Source organism: Paenibacillus amylolyticus, from assembly GCF_047302515.1.
Taxonomy (GTDB): Bacteria; Bacillota; Bacilli; order Paenibacillales; family Paenibacillaceae; genus Paenibacillus; species Paenibacillus amylolyticus_G.
In genome coordinates this window covers 2,007,787-2,028,037 of the sequence record NZ_CP168019.1, presented here as the reverse complement: position 1 = coordinate 2,028,037, position 20,251 = coordinate 2,007,787, and the positions used below count along the sequence as shown (strand labels likewise).

Sequence of the window (20,251 nt, the reverse complement as noted above, 5' to 3'; positions counted from 1 at the left end):
CTATCTCATCGAACACTCATGATCCGTTTACTTTTACCTGCCAGCCTTCTGCATCCTGTTGTAATTGCCACAACCGAGCGTAGATGCCTGAGTGATCTAACAAATGCGCATGAGTTCCTTGCTCTACGAGCTGACCTTGGTCCAATACAAGGATCTGATCGGCATTTTGAATGGTCTTTAATCGGTGTGCAATCAAAATAACCGTCTTGTCCGCCACGAGCTCATTAATCGCTTGCTGCACCGCGGCTTCGTTCTCCGGATCAAGTGAAGCGGTGGCTTCGTCGAGCAAGACGATTGATGCATTTTTTAACGACAACTCACCGCCTGCAAGCAAATAACTACCCACCAGAATCATCCATGTCATCCCTGATCGTGCAAGCAACATCGCGCCCATGATCATCGGTCCCATAATACCTTCTAACCGAATGGAAGCTGATCTCAATTCGTCAAAAGAACGACGCAGCCGTTCAAAACGTTTGCCCCCCATATTGTGGGCCTTAATCTCACGAATGCCGCTCAGATACTCCTGCAGCCGACTGGCGGCTTCGTTTTTGGCTCGAACATGGTTCTCACTCATTCGTGCCTGAATGGAATCCGTTAGCCATAACAGCGCCACACCTAAGGGAACCGCAACAAACATGGCTACGGCCATTCTCCAATCCACCAACAGAAGTCCGCCAAAAGCGAGTACCGGAAGCACAATCGCGCTGATCAACTGTGACAGATTGTGAGAGATCGTGTGCTCGACCTGACCATAATCACTCAGGATCAGATTCGTCAGATCTCCAGGATCACGTTTTCCGAAAAATCCTAACGACAGATGGCGAATATGTTCTGCCAGTTTCAACCTTCCTGAGGCCGCGAGGCTGTATGCTGCCCGATAGGTCTTATCATAGAGCGAAGCATAAGCCGCATACTCCACCAGAAGCCAGGCAAACAGGATGCAGCATACAATCCACATTCGGTTGATATCCAGTCCTTTGCCCGGATCAGCGAAAGACTTATAGATCGTATTGAATATATCCACAAGCAGCGCCGCAGGAACAATCTTTGCAATCCCGTCCAGAATCGCTGCAATTACCGAAGGAAGCAGACTACGCGGGTTACCGCCAGATATATTGTATAAATAATTCTTCATCGTCCTGTACCTCCAAGCTTCCAGGAAGCTGCACTGATATGGGCCTGCCACATGTGCTCATATACTCCGCCTAATGCACGCAATTGATCATGTGTCCCACGCTCGGCAATCGTTCCCTTTCGGATCACGAGTATTTGCTCAGCTGCACGAATCGTTGTTAGACGATGAGCAATAATCAGTACCGTTTTGCCTTGAACCAATTGGGCTAGACCTTGCTGGATCTTGTGCTCATCCTCTGCATCTGCGTAGATCGTCGCTTCATCCAGGACCAGAATGGGAGCGTGTTTAAGCAATGCCCGTGCAATAGCAATTCGCTGTGCTTCGCCGCCGGACAGGTACGTGCCGCCTTCTCCGATTTTGGTGTCATATCCGGCATCCAGTTTCTTGATACACTCATGACAGCAAGCAGTTTGAGCCGCAGCTATAACGTCCTGTCGTGAAGCTGATGTATTGCCCATCCGAATATTCTCTTCAATCGTATCGTAGAACAGATGTACATCCTGAAATACAAAGGACACGGTATCCATCAGTTTCTCCGTCCCCATCTCCTGAATCGGAATTCCACCAATCGTAATCTCACCTTCCTGCACATCCCAGAAACGAAGTAATAGATTAGCAATGGTCGACTTTCCTCCACCCGAAGGTCCGACAAGTGCGGTCATCTCTCCTGCGTTGGCTACAAAATCAACCTGATCAAGTACAGGTTTATATGCTTCGCTCTCCTTACGTTCATAAGCAAACGATACCTGTCGAAAGGCAACCTCATATGTATCCGGAACTTTGGGCAACTCAGGTTCTTGTACAACCGGCTCGGCAAATACCGATTCAATCCGTTTCTGTCCTTACACAATCTCTCGTATCCCACTACCCAGATACATTAACTTCAATAACGGTGCAGATAGACTCGGGGTAATGATCAGAAACAGAATAAACGTGATCGCAAACGACTGATTGCCCGCATTTCCACTCGACAGCAGAATACCCACCGGAACGATGAAGGTAAATAACGAGATCATGATTACAAAAAACAGCCCGTAGGATGTTTTACACAAATCTGTTATTTTCAACGAAATATCCCGATAACGCGTCACCGCCTGTTTAAACGTCAGAAACGAATCGGCTGTAATCCCAAATACTTTCACTGCCGGCATACCTCTCACGTATTCGACACCCGTCGCATTCATCTCTTCGATGGCAAGTTGAAAATCACGATAAGCCTGACGGCCTTTTTCGCTGCGGAAGAGGCGACTTTGGAGCCAGAACCCGATTCCAATCGGAATCAAAAGCGTCAGTGCCATGCGATAATCGAGCCAGAACAGATATCCTAAGAGCATCAGTGGAATAACGATCGCACTTACCAGATCCGGCAACTGATGGGCGATAAATTTCTCGATTTTCTCCACACTGACTTCGATGATCTTCTTGAGCTCACCGGTTGCCGTCCGAGTGTGATACCCCATGGGTACTTTGGCAACATGTTCCGCAAGCCTTACTCTGAGCTGGTACAAAATGTTGAACGCAGCAATGTGTGAGCACATCCCCCCGATATAGAGCGCAATAAGCCCAGCAATCAGGGCTACGAATGCGACGATCCCCCAATAGATCAACAGATCTTTGTCCATAGCAGAGGGTTGCCCCGCATGCGTTAGCAGTTCCTCGACGATCTTATACACTCCGACATAAGGAACAATCTGCAACAGACTCGATAGGGTTGAGAAGATACTTGCTATAATCAGCAGACCTTTGCGCTCCTTCGTTACTTGCATTAGTCCGGACACTTCAGATGTGTTGTTCATCTCACTCCTCCTGATATTAATAATCATTCTCAATATAGCACAGTGCTATATACGCACATTAATATCTAACAGAGCCCTGAATGATCACTACCTCTTCACGGAGCAATAATACCTCTTCACGGATTATTGTTGTCTCACAGCTTCTTATAAGCCCTATTGTACATATGACCTCGTCGCTTAACTTGAGAATGAATGGTGAAGTATTTACATTCTCGCCAAGCAAAAGAAGTGTTGTTGAAAAATGTTTTCGTTTTTTACTTGTATAGATAAATGTGACTTCTTTGATCTGTAACTCACGTAATATTTTCCATTTAGTATGGATAAATATGTGAAGGAGTTACTTACATCATTAAACTGCCGCCTATCGAATCCAAAAGGAAGCCATATTGGATATATGGCTTCATCGCTTAACCTGTGAATGGACACTCAACTATGGAAAGCTTCCCAGAACGAACCTTCTGTATTAATGATATCCTTGATCTGGACAAAAGGAATCGTAAACGTTGGAAACCCTGCCGCATAGGGTGCGATATCATATGGGTTGAAGTAGAGATGCAGAGCATCCGCTGTGACAAAAAACGGCTGATCCGCACTAATCCCCGTATAGGTGTCGGGAAACACATACGAGTATTGAGGATCATTTTTGATCTGATCCCCCACAATCTGGCTCAACACTTTTACATAGTCACTATTCGGCTTAAATAAATCCTTCAGCTCATACAACAGGCCATTCGTCAGATTAATGATCGCATAGATCATCGTAGGCATGCCATGCGCTGCACCCGCCGGGTAGTTATAACCTGTGAGTTGCAGTTGCAGCAATTGCTGCTGATAGAACGTAATATCAAAATCCCCTGTATACGTGTAATCCAGCTGCTGATCAGCAGGAATCGGTTTAACCTGAGAGAGCTGCTTCAACTTGGCATTCAGCGCAAGCTGCTCCGCTTGATTCGTTAATCCCTCCACCTGCGGATAATATACGAGGTAATCCCTATTCGGTTTGTACTTCTCTTCGCGAACACGGTACGGCGGATGTAGCGGAACGATCGTATTTTGACGCCAGATGATCTGTCCGGCCCGATTCACATACGATAAACGCTGGTCTACATAGGCCTTAATCAGATCTGGTGCCACGACCTCCAGCGTACCCGAACCTTCTACATGCGGATACCCAGCGGCAGGTCTTCCACTCAGATCCAGCAGATAGGTTTGTCTGCCATTCGATGCAGAAGCAAGGCCGTTTTTGTAATTACCCACTTCGCGATATAGGAACTCCGTAAGTCTTCTGCCATTGGTATCTGCAATCGCGTATACAGAGCCAATATACGGCTGCTCCGGATGAATTGCTTGCCCCAGCGCATAACGATGCTCGCCTAGTTCGCGGATGTCATTATAGGCAGGTTGAATGATAAATGATCCTTGCGTATTAATGACACCATAGATGGACTTGTAATCCTCCGCTGTATTAACAATCGCTTGCCCGCCGCTAAAAGGAAATGCCGATGAAAATTTGGGCTGAATGCGAATATTACCCCGTTCGTCGATGTAGCCATATTTGCCCGAGGTTTCTTTTTGAAAAGCCAGCAGTCCATCCCCTAGTGGTCCCACATAGGCATATGGATACGTTGCGAGCCGATGTCCATTGCGATTAATGAGTGCATATTCATTGTCCTTAATCTGCACAACTGCTTTGCCATCTTGAAAATCATTCGCAGATGCGAACTGCGCAGGTATCACCTCATTGCCCGACGCATCCAAATAACCATACCGACTCACCGTTCCATCTGCCTGACCAGGATTAGAATCGTAAAATAACGCTCGACCGTCGTTCATATTCGAGATATACGGGTACGCCCGTTTGGTCAGGACTGTACCTTGTTCATTAATCATCTTAAATCCTTGAGAATCAATTGTTATCGCCCGTTCTTCGGAAAAGGAATTGATGGAATCGTATACAGGTTGAACGACATACTGCCCCTGAAGGTTAATCACACCAGCTCGACCATCCTTCACAACCACAGCCAACCCATTGGGCTGAAACTCTTGCGCGTCACCCAGTACCGGCTCAAGCCGAATGTGGCCTTGTGCATCCATATACCCCCAACGCGTCCCACTCGTGGTTCGAACGGATATTGGATATAACCACGTCGCTACCCGGGCATGGCTTACAGGGACCATCGCCTGCTTAATTTTCTTTTCCAGCTCTTGTAGTACCTCTCTGGAAGGATAAGCTTCCGGGAAACTGAGTGCCTTCTGAACGGAAGCAAGTGCTGCCGGATACTGGCCGGCATGGTACTGAGCATCCGCAAGGTAATACCAGTAAAAGATATAATCAGGATATTGCTGGGTTAGTTGCTCGTAATATTGCACCACTTTGGGATAATAGGTTGCATATACGTCCGGTGCAGGGACCCATTTCCCATTCTGCCATCGGATAATCTCCACACGATAGGCTTCACCTGTGTCATGTATCCAGAGTGCAATCTCCACCTTGCCATCTCGACCATGTGGACCAGGCATATCTATAATCTCTGCATAGCTATAATATAGATCGTCAGGCGCCAGATCTTTGAGCCCTGATTCCGTCCACTCATATACGGCAAGCTTAGACCAAATAGAACCAATCCGCCAACCGATAATGAGATTGTTCCTTGCCGTTGATGTTACAGGGGCTGCAGTCATTAAAGTCACCCCATACCCCAATCCCTTAATTAGTGCCATCTTGATCCAGTGTCCTTGAACAAATTTCAGAATGAGCAAATACAGCTCACCATTCATCTGATAGACTGCAGCAATCTCCGGCATACCGTCACCGGTAAGATCTGCCGCATAGATCGCTGGATGTTGAACAGGTTTATCAATAGTGACGACCGTTGCACCAGCCGGAATATGTTGTTTCACAATTTGCGTTAACAGCGGTTCGCTCATGGACATCTCAGTTTCCTCCCTTATGACCGCATTCGCCTAATGGTATGCGTCATAAATCGGGATATGACATGTAATTCATTTTATATAAGTTGAACTAAAGAATACTCACACTTACCACTCTGATGACAGAACAAACTTCTGATTGCTGTTATCCCCAGATTTTTAATTCAATTTTCATATTAGCTATCTTTCAAAATTTACTTTCTCTCCATTGAGTAGCAGATAGCTCACATCATTCACCGGAATGGTCTTAGGGGATATCCACTTAATGAGATCCTGATCCAGCTGGAGGAAACCGGATGCGCCAGACAACTTTGTACCATCCTTCAGGTGAACTTCAATACTCAAGTCCTCCACCCGAATCTTGCTCAGTGCCTCACCTGTAAGCGTGACGCCAACTGCGGAAAGGGCTACATTTGCCTGTAAGACTCCATTTGCATCAAACTGAATGTTCCCTTCTTTACTCAAACCATTTTGACTCAAGTTAAAGGTCGTTTTCCAATTTCCCTGCATAACTTCACTAATACTCGTAAAGCTGCCTTGAAGTCTAAGCTTATCTAAATCGTCAACAGCAGACAGATCATATACAAACTCCTCATAATCTCCTCCATACCTGACCCGACCTTTCAAATAGTGTCCATAGCTAATGGAATATTCAGGTATATCGAGTTTTTGACCTTGCTCATCCGTGAAGTAGAAATATCCATGATTATACTCGCCTATCTCATTATCCGGATTGATCTGAATGTGTAACTTTCCCTCCACAAAACCTATATTGGAAATATGCACCCAATCAATACCCTCAACAGGGATATTCGTTACATCTTGATGCAGTACCGGAATTGGATCGGTTTTACCTCCCAAGCCACTTATACGATCTCGCTCCAGGATTTCATAACTATTGTTTTGCTTTTCTTGTAACAACTGCTTCCAGTCCACTTGTACGTTGTAACCATCTTGTTGAGATGCACCTGACATCAGCGTATTGATCTGAACGGTAATCCGATTTTTGCTGACTTTTCCTTGAATGAGGAATCGGACAATAGCCGTTTGATTCGCATCATCATAATGAATAATCTGAGCGTTGTTTGCATTACCTCCGGTTACTCTGTAATCATATACATCCAGTGTATCGTCAATGCGATGACCCGTCAGATCCGATAATGAAACATAGATTTCCGTTGTATCTCCGTCCCTAACAGCACCTATAACCTCCATTCGAATCCCTTGATCTTCACTCACCTGATGAACAGGCTGAAGAATGCCAATCCGATCTGCACCTAGAAAATGAAGAACAGTAGACAGATCAATGATGCCCACCGATGCAGCTGCCCCTGTAACAAGACATAACGATAACGCAACGGTTACAGGAATATAGATGGCTTTGCGATACCTTTTTCTTTTATTCATGGACTTCTTTGTCTGTGCGGATGGAGCGGATGGATATAATATAGGTGGATAAAATGATGAATCTGATCTCGTAACGGTTGGTGGTTCATTCATCGCCAATTTATCATAGAACAACTTTTTAATATTAAAGAGGTTCTGCTCAGTGAATTCTTTTTCGGATTTTCGCATTTGATCGCCTCCTTTATTTCCTGTTCATCCACCATGTCCTCAATCGTTGCCTGGAGCGATAAAGCTTGTTATGGACTTGCCTAACGTGTAGGGACAGTGCTTCCGATATCTCATGGGGTCTCTGTCCTTCGTAAAACCGACGTTTCATAATCTCCCGTTCCGGTTCTGGAAAAGATTCAATCATTTGATTAAGTTCCGTATATGTCTCTTTACTGATCATCTGAACCAACAAATCATCCGTTTGCACCGAATGAATCTCCTCTTCATATGTAAGCTCAGTTCTTCGATTAAGTTTCCGGTAGCGATCAATCGCTTTATGTTTTGTGATTGTTGCAAGGTAATTTTTCAGGCTACTTCGCCCAGACTGGAATGCATCCGGATTCTGCCAAAAAGCAAAAAATGTATCTGCTACGCATTCTTCAATCTCTTCTACCGATGCATGATGTAGGATGGAATGAGCAATCTTCCATAACAAACCTGCGTAGTGGTTCATCACCCATTCCATGGCTTCAGGATCACGATTCGCTACTGCCTTCCGTATCTGTTCTTCTTCCACGATTAGATGTCCCCTCCCTTCCATGCTAATATGATCACGAATACTCGTGTTGATCTGTGCTTCCTACCTATATTCGTTTGGCAAATGACTTTTACTTACTCCACGATAAAAAAAGATTTGCAGTGGCCTTGTAGCCTTCTGCAAATCTTCTCATCTTCTATAATACATCTTATTTACTACATCATATCGCTTCATTTGCCTTCGCTTGGAATACTAACCAATATTACGCCTCTTCTTGCACACTCAATTGCACATATTGGGTGAGACGACAATACTGAAATAACAGCAACTCTTCATTACCTTGTCCAAGAGCCACGCTACGCCCTTCCTTGATGAGGTGATTCAACAACTCATGCAGGAAACTCATCTGCAACCGCAAGGATTCCGCTGTTAGCTGCTCAAGTACCTCAATATCTCGGATCGTAAACTGAGATAACCCGCGCAGCAGCAACTCTTCTGACCAGCCGTTAATTTTCTGCATGAACTGATTATATTCTTCCAAGTCTGCCCATCCTCCCATTACCGATATCCAGTTTCAGACTGAGCACCGTTTTGCCCTTCAGGAAACTGATTGGGCTAATCCGTTTTGGTTCCACACGCACAAAGGCATAGAAGTGTTCAAGCGATTGGGAACCATATCCTGACTCCAGTCTTTGGATCATCGCCTGCCAGTCAGATGAATACGGGAGAGTGAGTGCCAGTCTTTCCCCTTCGGTATTCTCAACCGTCAGGACAAGCTCCTGCGTTTGTTTGACAAAGTTATGGTCCACGATTCGAGCAACTTTGATTACAGCCAATCGTTCTTTGGGAGCAGCAAACAAGTCGAACGACCGCGATTCCTCTTGAAGTACAGTCGTTACATCTTGCATGGTTTTGCCCAGATTCAACGTTTCCACACCCGTTCGTGGCAAAATCGCAAGCTTGGCACCTTCCCCGGAAGAGATCCGGCGTTCTTCATTCACTTTAACTGAATGGAATTGAACTTCTTCACCCACGAACTGGCGAAAGGTCAGATTAGGCAACCATGGTGTGAATGCACCATAATGCTCTGTATACGAGAACTGCTGATCATCATAATATACAGCACGTACATCGCTATAAGTGTAGATTTCCTCATCATCGAAACAATAGAAATAATAGGTGATTCCACGGAAACCGGATCGTGTCTCCCACGCATCAGCTCCCAGTCCATACAGGTGAAGTGAAGGAACCGTAAAGTATTTACTTCGAAAACTGCCAATGAGCTGACTCTGCTGAATGACAGATACCTTTTCTTCTTCAAGAACCTGGAGTGCAAGATACAGCTTGCTTACCCGATCCAACATGGATTGCATGGAGAAACGTATATGTCTGTTGAAAAACAACTGTAGTTCCCCTTGAATCCCTCGTAAACTGCGTTCTATGTCAGGTAGGTTGCCACTATGAGCTGCAATTGCCAAAGTCTCCAGTTGTGCCATATAGGACTGAGGAAGGCGGGCCAGTCCCGTCTTCAACAATCCTGCCAGCATAACCCGACATTCCTGTACTGTCTGAAGAGAGAACTTGGCTTCGTACACCCGTCCACTTAATGCATCCGTGTCATCCAGGCCTTTTAGGTTCCGGTAACGTAACAAAGCTTCAAGCTTGGCCATTTTCCCAGCTGTCTGCTGCACCTTACATAGTGCTTTTGCAAGATTCGGTTCTTCAGTAAAAGACACCTCGATATTCTGGGTGGTCAGATGAACCGTAAGAAGTGAATCTTCAAAGATCTTAATTTCCTCTGGGTATCTCAGTCGGAAAACAACTTCCTCAATCATGGAAGAACTATACGATTTAATTAACATGGTAAGGTCAGACTCCGTCATCCAGCGGAAGCGAGACTCGATCTCACGTGATACTGTATGCGGAATTTCGCTTGGATCGTCCACGTTTGATACTAAGTTTGATGCTGATTCTGTTACTGATACGTTTTTTGGTACGTCCAACGGATCATTATCCGATATCCCTGAGTCCTTATCCAGCGCATGCTTCTCGTCTGCATTCATTGAATCCTCTGCCGTATATTCCCGTTGATCATACAGAATTGCAATAAGCACATGCTTGCAGATATGATCGGCCGGGCAGGAGCATTCCCAATGATCCAGCGTATTCTCAAGCGTACAGTGTGTCCCGTCACTGAGCTGACAACTCACAGATGATGCATTCCATGTGTACGTTACACTTACACCATTGTCCAACTCTTTCAAAGACCTTTTGTACAACCCTTTGTTGGCATACCGAATCAAATAATCCTCCGTACACAGCTTCGAAAAAATCAGGAATTTTTCCTTGAATCCACTCACGTCATCAACGCCCCGTTGCTCTCAGAATGTCGTAGATCGTTTCACTGAACACCCGACCTGGAACGTTGCCTAGAGCAATGGGTTTGTTGTCACCATAGTAATAATATTGCTTGTTATGCGGTTTGAAGAAATGAAGGGATTCCAGGGTAATGTCATCCAATCCCTCGTAATACGTGATGCTCGTACCACTGAATTGCAATTCCGCAACAAGATCTCCGTACTCTTTATAAAATTCATGATACCAACCGCCGTCCTGAGCCGGTCCTTTGATCCAACCGTATTTCTCCAGTGCTTTGGGGAAAGCCGTTGGTGAAAAATCAGACTCGGGCAGATGATCATATTCATTCTTCGTTTTATCCTCATCTTCTGGCTGGTGAATCTCACGATTCAATTGCTCGAATGGCTGCTTGATCTCGTAATCCTCCAACTGCGTTGTCCAACCTTCAAGCGTTGCCTGATCCAGTTCCAGCGGGTGTATAAGTCCCACCTGCGCACCTGAAGGCAGATCAACCTCATCTTCATCCACAGAATTGAAGGTGCCGTCCTCCATATAACGGAAGGTGCTGATCAGAGCGCCATCCTCATATGTTCCCCAGATCAGACCAACAGCAAATTTTTGCATGATTACATTTTGTACAAACAATGCTTTCCACTCATCGGCAGACCACAGACGTTGCTTGGACAATGACTCTTCCAGACGCTGCGCCTGAATGTTAACCATGGATTTGAGATCTTTTTTCAGCTGTGTGAAACGTGCCTTGGACTGCGCTGCCAATTCAGGATCATCTTTCTGTGCAGGAGCAGGCAGACTCTTCACGGATTTGCCCGTTTCTTCATTTAAGACAACGACTTGTAAGTCTCCATTGACCTTAACCAGGAAGGAACGCTCTCCGTAACTCAGCTGCATGGTTCCTTTTTCATCAAAACCAAGTGTGGTGACCAGCCGATCCTCCAGTTGTTCCGAGGTAAGTCCCATATTATCGGCTGCAAGTTGCAATGCTTCTTCTGCTGCACCTTTCACCTGACGGTTCTTCACGCCACGTTTGATCTTGTCAATCGCCATAAGAGCGGATGGATCTTTCAGATAAGCGAGCACTTTTACAGCATCTGCTGCAATCGCGCCACGACTGTTTTCTGTCCATTCCTTAATTTGCGGAGCCAGAATATTCACAATCTGAATATCGCCAAAGAGTGCTGATACATACATCACCCATTTCTCTTTTGCAGGAGCACCTTCCTGAATCCAGACCTGAAGCAGTTCACTTGCAAAACGAGCGAGCGATGCCTCACTTACGTAATCTCGTAATTCATTCAACCGTTCATTAGGACCGGATGTATGATCCAACGATTGGACCAAAGCATACTGTTTAATCCGGTCATCTAAAGGCTGATTGTCTTCAATACGTATCAGTGAAGGGAGATCTTTCAAGGACAACCAGCTCAGTCTCGACAACTTTTTGGCATCCGCCTGATCAGCGAGTGCAGCATGGGCATACTCTGGACTTAGATCTGCGGTATCCAGCAGAATTTGGATCAAGCTCTTCCACTCATCGGACTTCTCTTTCTTCAAAAGCTCACCATACAGCTCCTTGCTGTTTTCCAAACTGCGGATCGCGGTTAAAGCCATCTCTTTGATTCCCACTTTTTTCTCCGAGAGGTAGATGAGCGTATACAAGTCCTGATCAGGAATTCGGTTGAATTCCGCTAACGCCACGCCGTTGGCCTTTTTGGAAGAATCCTGCAGTCCGGCACGAATCGCTTCAGCCAATATTTTCTTGGATAACTCATCACGCTGTTCAAAGGTAATCTCCAGAATTAAAATGCGTGTATCTGTTGGCAGTTTCTTGTACTGTGTCAGTGCATAGTCCAGATTCTGCTGAATGATTCGGCGGTATTCGTCATGCGGCATGGATTTGTATCTGTAGTCGGTCATGCCATTAAGTGAGATCAGGCTGGTTAGCAATTTCTCACGTTGCACCTCAGGGTCTTGCCCGTAACGTTGAAGCAGCTGCTCTCCACTAAAAGCGTATGAATTGTACATGTCCGAGATAATATCCAGTGTCCAATCGGGATGAGTGGTCAGGATTGCGAACCTGCGCATCGCCTCCGAATCCAAGGGCAGAAAACTAATACTAATGAGGTTGTGAACACGCTTCTTATCCCGATTCAGTTGATTAAACAACCCGCGACTATTTGGGTCCTCCCAATATTCCTCCAGGGTGTTTTCCCCACTTAAGTATCTTGCAATCGCAAGTCCTTGACGTCCCCCGTCCAAAGGATGCCGAAGAGCGTGAAATACCGTTTGCTCCAGTGACCCCTCCGCATTAGGCAATGTCAATCCTTGATCCTCCATGAATTTCTGAATGCAGAGTTTGAGGAATGGCGGTTTGATAATCTCGTATGCTCGAATCGCTTGTTCAGGACGATTCGCGATCGCGGATTGTAACATGTTCCAGGATACCGTGTACGAATTAAGCTCGTCCCGCAAAATTTCAACCAACTGATAAGGCTCATCCAGAGGCACAAGTCCAGCAAGCAGATCATTTGGACTCTTGGCTCTAGGGTCCATACTCAGCAAGTAACGGCGAACTTCAAGTGGATAAATCTCATGTAATTGATGTATTGTGTGAAGCAAAACATGCCCAATCTCACTATTTGTATCAAGGAACCGTTGTTTACCTCCACTAATGTTAATCAGGTACAACAAGGCACCACTCACAAGTACCATAGTTTGATGGAATACTGTGTTTGAACATTGCTCTTTTGAAGAGAAAGACGTATTGGGATACAGTTCAGCTATGAGCTGACTACGCTTCTCCTTGAGGAATTCATCCTTCAATTCTTGGGAAGATCCGTTATGTTTTCCTTGAATATTACTGACCACTACAGGTTCAATCAACGTATGTAGCTCGTCCCGCAACTTATCTGCATCATTAGCCATTACATGTTGAAACAACACTGGTAACGATTGAACAGAAGATTGAACCTCTGCAAGATGAGAAGCCGTGTCACTTAGTCTTGAATATAGTTGCAGCAGCATTAATGCATTAATTACATCCCGGTAATCCCCTTGACTGTCCGCTTTTTTGGAATCAAAAAGCCACTGGGCACGCTTTAATTTACTCTTTAATTCAGTCAAAATTTCGTTCTCGCCTGCAAATTGTTTGATCTTCTCCAACCGAGACAACAATCCATCCATGCGATCAGCGCTTTTGCTCTTCCCGCTTAATCCGTAAGCTTCGGAGTCATTTCCCATACAGACAGTAAAGGCATCCGTTCTCCATGAATTTCTTTTGGAATAATTGGATTCCAGATATATCACAATAGCCCCGGCACGGTAAAAGATATCTCCATCGTCTTTTTTGGCAAGCTTCATGAGCAGATCAATCGTTTGATACACATAATGACTCGAATTTCCAATCATATCCGGAAACTTGTCTGTCGTTCCCAAGACGTAATCGATAATTTCGGAGCTACGATCTGTTTTCAATGAATACTCGTTTGAACAGGTTACTGCGAATTTCTCCACCAAAGTTTCAACTGCGCGGTCTGCGGTAAGCATTACACATTCCTCCTTGAATTTAAGTGATGATCTCGCCAATCCAATCCGCGAGTTCGTTAGGCGTAATTGCTGCTACATGTGCCCCCATATTGGTTAATGTCTGTGCTGCATGTTTGTTATAGACTGAATCCCCGTTAAAATCGAGCGCGGTGAGAACCAGTAGCTTGCATCCTGCATCGATAATATCTTTACAGGCTTTATACATTTGCGCGATCGGGTACCCTTCCTCCAGATCACTGACCAGAATAAAGATGGTTTTGCCCGGATTATCGATTAACGTCTCGCCATAACGCAACGCTTTCGTAATATGTGTTCCCCCGCCGAGCTGTACATTCATGAGCACGTCTACGGGGTCTTCCAGCCTGTCGCTAAGATCAACAACCTGCGTATCAAATATGAATAATTTCGTACGCAACGCATTCAACCGGTAGAAGATACTGGCCATCACCGAACTGTAGATGACTGAATCCAGCATACTGCCACTCTCGTCTACACCAATGATGATGTTCCACTTGTTATGGGGCTGGATATTCCCGTCGAAATACAGACGATCAATTACAAACCTGCGCTTGTTTTTATCGTAATTCTTCAAATTCTTGGTGATAGTTCGCTTGAAATTCAGATTTCGCAAGGATCGTACTGAACTGGAGGTATAGCGACTGCGCTTGCCCATGATACTCGCTCGGGTCTGTGATTCCAGCTTGCTGCGTAGCTCTTCAACCACGGTTCGAACGATATCCTTGGCGCTCTTTAACACCTCACCTTTCATCCGTCCTTTGAACTGCATAATGTTCTTGAGCAGATTCATGTTTGGTTCAAGGGATTCAAGCAGCTTTTTGTCCGTTAACAATTCTGTCAGCCCATAACGATCAAGCGCCTGTTTCTCCAATATTTCTACCGTTGGTTTGGGGAATAGATCCCTGACTTTGTGCAGCCATTTTGGTACAGTCAGGTTAGACGCACCGCGTCCTCCCTCTTTTCGGTAACCTTGTTCTTCACCGTATTCACGGTTATACAGATACCCCAGAATCTCATCGATTTCCGTATATTGAAATTCAGCCGAAGTGTATTGGTCTGTATTACACAACCCTTCTTCAGCGGATTCACCTAGAATCAGACGCCATCGATTTAAGGTTTCAGCAGAATGTTGATCACCTCGGTTGCTTCCATCCGGATTGGAACTTTCATTGATTTCTCCGGTTTCGTCCGTTGTCCGATTCGCTTCATTCATATTAGCTTCCATGCGCCAAACTCCTTTCGAAGCGCTTCGTCCCATGCTTTGGACTGAATCAGCATCTGCTCATCCACCGCAGGCCTCAACATCTCCTCTGGTTCAACCTGATGCAGACTCGCCACCCGCTCCGCAATCAAGCCCGTCTCCATTGGTGTAAAGTAGGTGAATGCCAGCCTTAATTCCGGTACCATACTGATGAAGTCGTCGTAGGATAACTGTTCAATCAAATAATTCAACTCGGACAAGAGCTGATCTTCATATAAAAAAGCGTCACGTGCTACAGTGAATACTCCCTGTAAAAAAAGTGCCGTTTGACGGGTCTGATCCGGTGTACCATGGATATACCCGCGAGCACGATCAACAATCTCATCCCTGGGCCTGTCACCGAGCCCTGAGGAAATAGCGACACACACACCCTCCAGCTGAGCCGGAAGCTGGTGATCCGACAGAAGCTCATTCAGATGTATTCGGAATGTCTCATCCTGAAAATACCCCTCTGATGACTCCGCGAGCATAGCTAACAGCTTCAATCCCTGAATAATGGCTTCATGTTCATCCGGATTGGCTCTGGAGAGCTGTAACAACTTGTCTACGGCATTCCTGTAAGCCTCGGATACCAGCTCAGGGAGTTGTTGCTCGTCAGATAGTCCCAGTAGCCTTCGGTGCTGATGAATTCGGTTCAAGACATGCAGACTGTTACATAAGGAAAGGAAATTCCCGTCGGTTCTCAGCGCTGAGCGCACCTGTTCATAAAGTTTCATCGCTGTGTCCTGAATTCCCATGAGCAGCGCTTGAAGCATGAGTCGGGCAAGTTCACCGCTATGATGATCCGGTACTTCCTGCATCTGTTCTTCCATTTTGCGTGTAGCCGCCCCGGCAAGTGTTCCACCATAGAGAGAGTTCTCTATCAATCTGGCTTCAATGCGGGATGAGTACATATAAACCCAGGTTTCGCGAACAAGATTCATATCACGCTCTGCGATCCAGTCCGGCCCCGATTGCCGTTTCGCGAATTCCGGAACCAGATAGGTGATGCATTGAATCAATTGGCTTATCTGACGATGCTCCGGTTTCGCATACAGATCCAGCACTTTCTTGTGTTGACCTGTTGTACGAATCTGCAGTTTGTACTCTGTACAACGCGCTTTGAAGTCCTCCACGATGGGAATACTGAATGAATTGGGAGCCACGCTTCCAATGACGTCTCCTGTCAATAACCGCTGCAGCTCTTGCAGCGGTTTATCGGTCGCCAAGGTAAGCTCCCCCTTCACAAAGGAAGAGAGTGCTGCATCCATCAACTCATAGACGCCGCCTTCCCTTTTACCCCGAAGCCCGGCAAGACCTTGAATCATGCTGTACGCCTCAATCGCATCACTGGTTGATACATGCTCGTGTCCGTCCCGTAATTGGCGCATCAGCCGGGATAACAAGTCCAGAGCCGTTAGATTATACGGTGTACTCTTTTTGCGAAGCAGCTGGTTCCAGATCTGATCGTAATAATTTACATAAGGCATGCCGCTCGCGTATCCATTGAGCCGATCCGCTTCAGCAAAGGTATAGACCATCGGGTACATTTGTTGGTGAACCGTATCTGGATTAACCGCACTTTGTTGAGACGTTCCTGGTTTACCTTGTCCATCCAAACGTTGGTCTATATGCCGTTTATCCATTTCTGGCTGTTCCAATTCGGATTCATGTTTCTCTGACATCAACAGTCCATACGTATGAAATCCACCGGTAATGACAAGCACACGGTCATGCTCCTGCACCGCTTGATTAATACGTTGTCTCATATGTGCTTCTCTTGCCAGATCACCTGAAGACTGTAATCGTTCCGTGGAATAACACATTCGGGATAAGGTACAATATGTGAATACATCCTGCACGAATGCCCGAGTGGATTTCTCCAGACCGCCAATCTCAAACACCTTTTCCCACAATTCATCAAAACTGCGGCAGTTTGTTTTTTGGCATAATCGGTTAATGAAATCAGACCCCGCAAGCAAGGTTTCGTCCTGGATGGAGATCTCCTTTTGTTCTGTCTGGCCGGATTTGGATGCACGAGTGGAGAAGTGTTGATAGTCCAGGTCAATAAACTTCGCCGGAATATCCAGCCGTTTTGCTTCTTTCAAAGCTACATATTCAGGCGAATAACGAAGCATCGGATAATAGCAGGCTTCTCTCTCTAGTTCACTCTCATAGGTATAGTACAGACTGACAGGAGGTATTGTTGCCTCATCACTCAGCACCGAAATTAATGGATTACCGCTCTCCGGTCCTTCGATCAAAATGATATCCGGCTTGTACTCCCCGATTAATCGTAACAAGTGATATGAACATGCAGGGCTATGGTGTCGTATTGGATAATAGACCGTATGATTACTCAGGTTATATACTTGGGACTCGAACAAGGATTGTAACTGATCAACATCAGGGTCCAGTACTGCTGTTAACCGATCCATTTTCTCTCCTCATAATAGTCCTTCCACATTCCCTCTTCTCTGGAACGCTCTTTTACGACCTTGGAGAAGTAGGTTTTGAGAATGGACAGATCCTTGTCGTTTTCCTTTGCAATGGTCCCCAGCATGTTCTGCACTAACCGATCCAGTGCAATAGCTTTATCTTCGTAATAATAGGAAGTCATCGCACTCTGAACATAGACAGACACCGCTTCGGCCGTACTCATGGATGCTTGGGGGGTGTCAAGCTTGTAGCCTTCCCGTGTCATGCCGGTGCGCAATTCCATGAATGTTGTAGCCAGCAATTCAACCACATCCGGGTTAATTTCAATATCAATTCCACTATGTAATAACAGGCTTCGTGCCTGGGATTCAATGATTTTGGCTTCCATCTTTACGTTATGAATGGGCTTGATTGTTTCAAAATTGAACCGACGTTTCAATGCACCACTCATTTCGTTTACACCTTTATCCCGAATATTGGCTGTAGCAATGACGTTAAATCCAGGTTGGGCAAACAGTACACCACCATCCAGTTCAGGAATGCTCATGACCTTGTCACTGAGAATACTGATCAGACTATCCTGCGCTTCGGCGGGACAACGTGTAATCTCTTCAAAACGGGTTAGAATGCCTTTCTTCATGCCGTTATATAACGGTGATGGTACAAGTGCAGCTTCCGAAGGGCCTTTATCGAGCAGCATGGCGTAATTCCAGGAATACTTAATCATATCTTCCGTCGTGCCTGCCGTACCCTGAATCGTATTCAGACTGGTCCCGGAGATTGCTGCGGTTAGCAGTTCGCTAAGCATAGTTTTGGCTGTCCCGGGTTCTCCCACGAGCATTAATCCTCGATTGCCTGCCAGAGTAACCACTGCACGTTCAATTAACACGTCATTGCCATAGAATTTGCGGGTAATCAGGATCTCTTCTCCATTCAATAATGCAGGCTTATCCCTGCCAATAATAAAATCGCGCACATAGGCGGGAGATAACAGCCAGTTCGGGGGACGTTTCCCCTGATCTTCCTCTCGCAGCGCGCGTAATTCAACCTCGTATAATGTCTCGGCGGGTGGTTTGAGCATCTCCATCGTCAAGGTGTCTCCTCTCACATAAACAGATCGTATGTTCTTATTCCTATCATTTTATCACAGCACTCCAGCAACTACCCCGTAAAACGATAAAAATGGTTGAAACGTCCTTCTTATCAGCACTCTCCCTAAGTCCATGGACATAGCCTCTAGCGCAAATATGAAGGTGAACCATCCTTACAACCGTGCCAACACACTGGTTTCGGATCCGAATCAGCATGCTTATTACCCATGTAAACGCATTGTAGGCCATATGACCTCAGGATTCATTACACTTTCGATAAAGTGTTTCAACCAAATGAAGCCGATTATCACAAAGAAAACACAGGCCATTAGCAGCCTGTATCTTCTATATGTTCAAATTTCACCCAACATCTATGAATTTTAATCGGAACTAACCAATCTCTCAGAAGTCTCTACTTACAATCTACGTCCGCATGACGCGGAATACAGCTCGTACCACTCACAACGGGTAAGCTCAATATTCGTTGCATCACGACAGGCCAGAATCCGTTCTGGTCGAATCGAACCAATGACAGGTTGTATCCCTGCTGGATGCTTCATTAACCAAGCCAGTACAATAGACTCCGGTGTCACCCCACGCTCCTTGGCCATTCGATCAACCAGTTGAGCCGTATGCTCAATCTCCGCGCGCTGTCCATCAACTACCCTACCAGTAAATCGCCCCTGAGCAAGGGGACCCCAAGCTTGCAGTTGAATATGCTCTGCCTGACAATATTCCATCGTGCCATAGGGAAACACGTTGTCTCTCGCTTGGGGCCGATTAACTGTCACACCGGCTTCTACGAATCCGATTTTATCCAGACTCATCTCCAGCTGGTTCACAATCAGGGGTACTTTACTATGAAGCTGAAGAAGGCGAATCTGTTCAGAACCCATATTGGACACACCAAAATGGCGCACTTTACCGGAATGATGCAGCTCAGCCAGTGCGTCTCCAATTTCTTGCGGATGGGCGAGCGGATCAGGACGGTGTAACAGCAAAATATCCAGATAATCGATCCCGAGCCGTTCCAGGATACCGTCCACACTCGCCAGAATATGTGCACCTGAGGTGTCATAACGCTGCGGTCCTTCATCATCACCTATAAGACGTATACCACACTTCGACTGTATAATGATCTGCTCACGCAAGCCGGGAGTTTCGGATAAAACTCGCCCCAAGACATGCTCTGCCTTACCACGTGTGTAAATATCCGCCAGATCAAAGTGATTAATGCCGATTTCGATAGCTGCTTCTACCGCTCGATGACCTTCTACGACAAGATCTGAAGTAATGGGGAGCCCATCCCATTCACCTCCAAACCGCATACAGCCAAGAACCATTCGACTTGCCGGAATCTGGTGGTGATGCAAAGGAAGTTGTGCGTAAGACATGTCAGCGTTCACCTCATTTTCATTTTTACCAAGCATAATAAACGATTCTCTCTACTCATGTCTTCTTCCATCTTCCTCTATTTTCCTGCTCTATCATCCATATGAAGAAAAAACAAGGTTTCAAAAGCTTGTGTATTGAATATATAGAAGGTGCAGGTATTATGCAGGAATATGAGAGGAGATTTTGCAT

General features: G+C 45.8%; 11 protein-coding genes and 1 pseudogene. All 12 read right to left on the bottom strand.

The annotated features are described in order from the left end of the window. Window positions 1-16: 16 nt before the first annotated feature. The gene (locus ACDJ59_RS08945; protein ID WP_413408449.1) at window positions 17-1,138 is read right to left on the bottom strand and encodes an ABC transporter transmembrane domain-containing protein; all 1,122 of its coding nucleotides are present in this window, start codon (window positions 1,136-1,138) and stop codon (window positions 17-19) included. Then, a pseudogene (locus ACDJ59_RS08940) lies at window positions 1,135-2,934 on the bottom strand (ABC transporter ATP-binding protein). The gene ACDJ59_RS08945 and the pseudogene ACDJ59_RS08940 overlap by 4 nt, the downstream one beginning before the upstream one ends. A 426-nt stretch (window positions 2,935-3,360) precedes the next feature. Beyond that, window positions 3,361-5,868 carry a WG repeat-containing protein gene (locus ACDJ59_RS08935; RefSeq protein WP_413408448.1) on the bottom strand — a complete coding sequence of 836 codons (2,508 nt, stop codon included), beginning with the start codon at window positions 5,866-5,868 and terminating at the stop codon, window positions 3,361-3,363. A gap of 177 nt (window positions 5,869-6,045) precedes the next feature. Continuing rightward, window positions 6,046-7,440 carry a hypothetical protein gene (locus ACDJ59_RS08930; protein ID WP_413408446.1) on the bottom strand — a complete coding sequence of 465 codons (1,395 nt, stop codon included), beginning with the start codon at window positions 7,438-7,440 and terminating at the stop codon, window positions 6,046-6,048. A gap of 13 nt (window positions 7,441-7,453) precedes the next feature. After that, window positions 7,454-7,996: a sigma-70 family RNA polymerase sigma factor gene (locus ACDJ59_RS08925; RefSeq protein ID WP_165980198.1), complete on the bottom strand. Its 543-nt coding sequence runs from the start codon at window positions 7,994-7,996 to the stop codon at window positions 7,454-7,456. 223 nt (window positions 7,997-8,219) lie between these two features. After that, window positions 8,220-8,498: a hypothetical protein gene (locus ACDJ59_RS08920; RefSeq protein ID WP_036613852.1), complete on the bottom strand. Its 279-nt coding sequence runs from the start codon at window positions 8,496-8,498 to the stop codon at window positions 8,220-8,222. Then, window positions 8,485-10,317: a hypothetical protein gene (locus ACDJ59_RS08915; RefSeq protein ID WP_413408444.1), complete on the bottom strand. Its 1,833-nt coding sequence runs from the start codon at window positions 10,315-10,317 to the stop codon at window positions 8,485-8,487. The genes ACDJ59_RS08920 and ACDJ59_RS08915 overlap by 14 nt, the downstream gene beginning before the upstream one ends. Window positions 10,318-10,321: 4 nt before the next feature. Continuing rightward, window positions 10,322-13,879: a DUF4132 domain-containing protein gene (locus ACDJ59_RS08910; RefSeq protein WP_413408443.1), complete on the bottom strand. Its 3,558-nt coding sequence runs from the start codon at window positions 13,877-13,879 to the stop codon at window positions 10,322-10,324. Between the two features lie 19 nt (window positions 13,880-13,898). Next, the gene (locus ACDJ59_RS08905; protein ID WP_413408442.1) at window positions 13,899-15,122 is read right to left on the bottom strand and encodes a VWA domain-containing protein; all 1,224 of its coding nucleotides are present in this window, start codon (window positions 15,120-15,122) and stop codon (window positions 13,899-13,901) included. Then, window positions 15,107-17,575, bottom strand: coding sequence for a DUF5682 family protein (locus tag ACDJ59_RS08900; protein WP_413408440.1), 2,469 nt, complete (start codon window positions 17,573-17,575; stop codon window positions 15,107-15,109). The genes ACDJ59_RS08905 and ACDJ59_RS08900 overlap by 16 nt, the downstream gene beginning before the upstream one ends. Further along, window positions 17,563-18,663 (bottom strand): AAA family ATPase, encoded by a 1,101-nt coding sequence (locus ACDJ59_RS08895; protein WP_347386982.1) that lies wholly within the window; start codon window positions 18,661-18,663, stop codon window positions 17,563-17,565. The genes ACDJ59_RS08900 and ACDJ59_RS08895 overlap by 13 nt, the downstream gene beginning before the upstream one ends. A 420-nt stretch (window positions 18,664-19,083) precedes the next feature. Continuing rightward, window positions 19,084-20,061 (bottom strand): aldo/keto reductase, encoded by a 978-nt coding sequence (locus ACDJ59_RS08890; protein WP_413408438.1) that lies wholly within the window; start codon window positions 20,059-20,061, stop codon window positions 19,084-19,086. Window positions 20,062-20,251 lie beyond the last annotated feature (190 nt).

Excerpts from the sequence above, each read along its gene's own strand:
- ACDJ59_RS08945 (WP_413408449.1), bottom strand. The coding sequence starts at position 1,138 with ATGAAGAATTATTTATACAATATATCTGGCGGTAACCCGCGTAGTCTG.
- ACDJ59_RS08935 (WP_413408448.1), bottom strand. The coding sequence starts at position 5,868 with ATGTCCATGAGCGAACCGCTGTTAACGCAAATTGTGAAACAACATATT.
- ACDJ59_RS08930 (WP_413408446.1), bottom strand. The coding sequence starts at position 7,440 with ATGCGAAAATCCGAAAAAGAATTCACTGAGCAGAACCTCTTTAATATT.
- ACDJ59_RS08910 (WP_413408443.1), bottom strand. The coding sequence starts at position 13,879 with ATGCTTACCGCAGACCGCGCAGTTGAAACTTTGGTGGAGAAATTCGCA.
- ACDJ59_RS08905 (WP_413408442.1), bottom strand. The coding sequence starts at position 15,122 with ATGGAAGCTAATATGAATGAAGCGAATCGGACAACGGACGAAACCGGA.
- ACDJ59_RS08900 (WP_413408440.1), bottom strand. The coding sequence starts at position 17,575 with ATGGATCGGTTAACAGCAGTACTGGACCCTGATGTTGATCAGTTACAA.
- ACDJ59_RS08895 (WP_347386982.1), bottom strand. The coding sequence starts at position 18,663 with ATGGAGATGCTCAAACCACCCGCCGAGACATTATACGAGGTTGAATTA.
- ACDJ59_RS08890 (WP_413408438.1), bottom strand. The coding sequence starts at position 20,061 with ATGTCTTACGCACAACTTCCTTTGCATCACCACCAGATTCCGGCAAGT.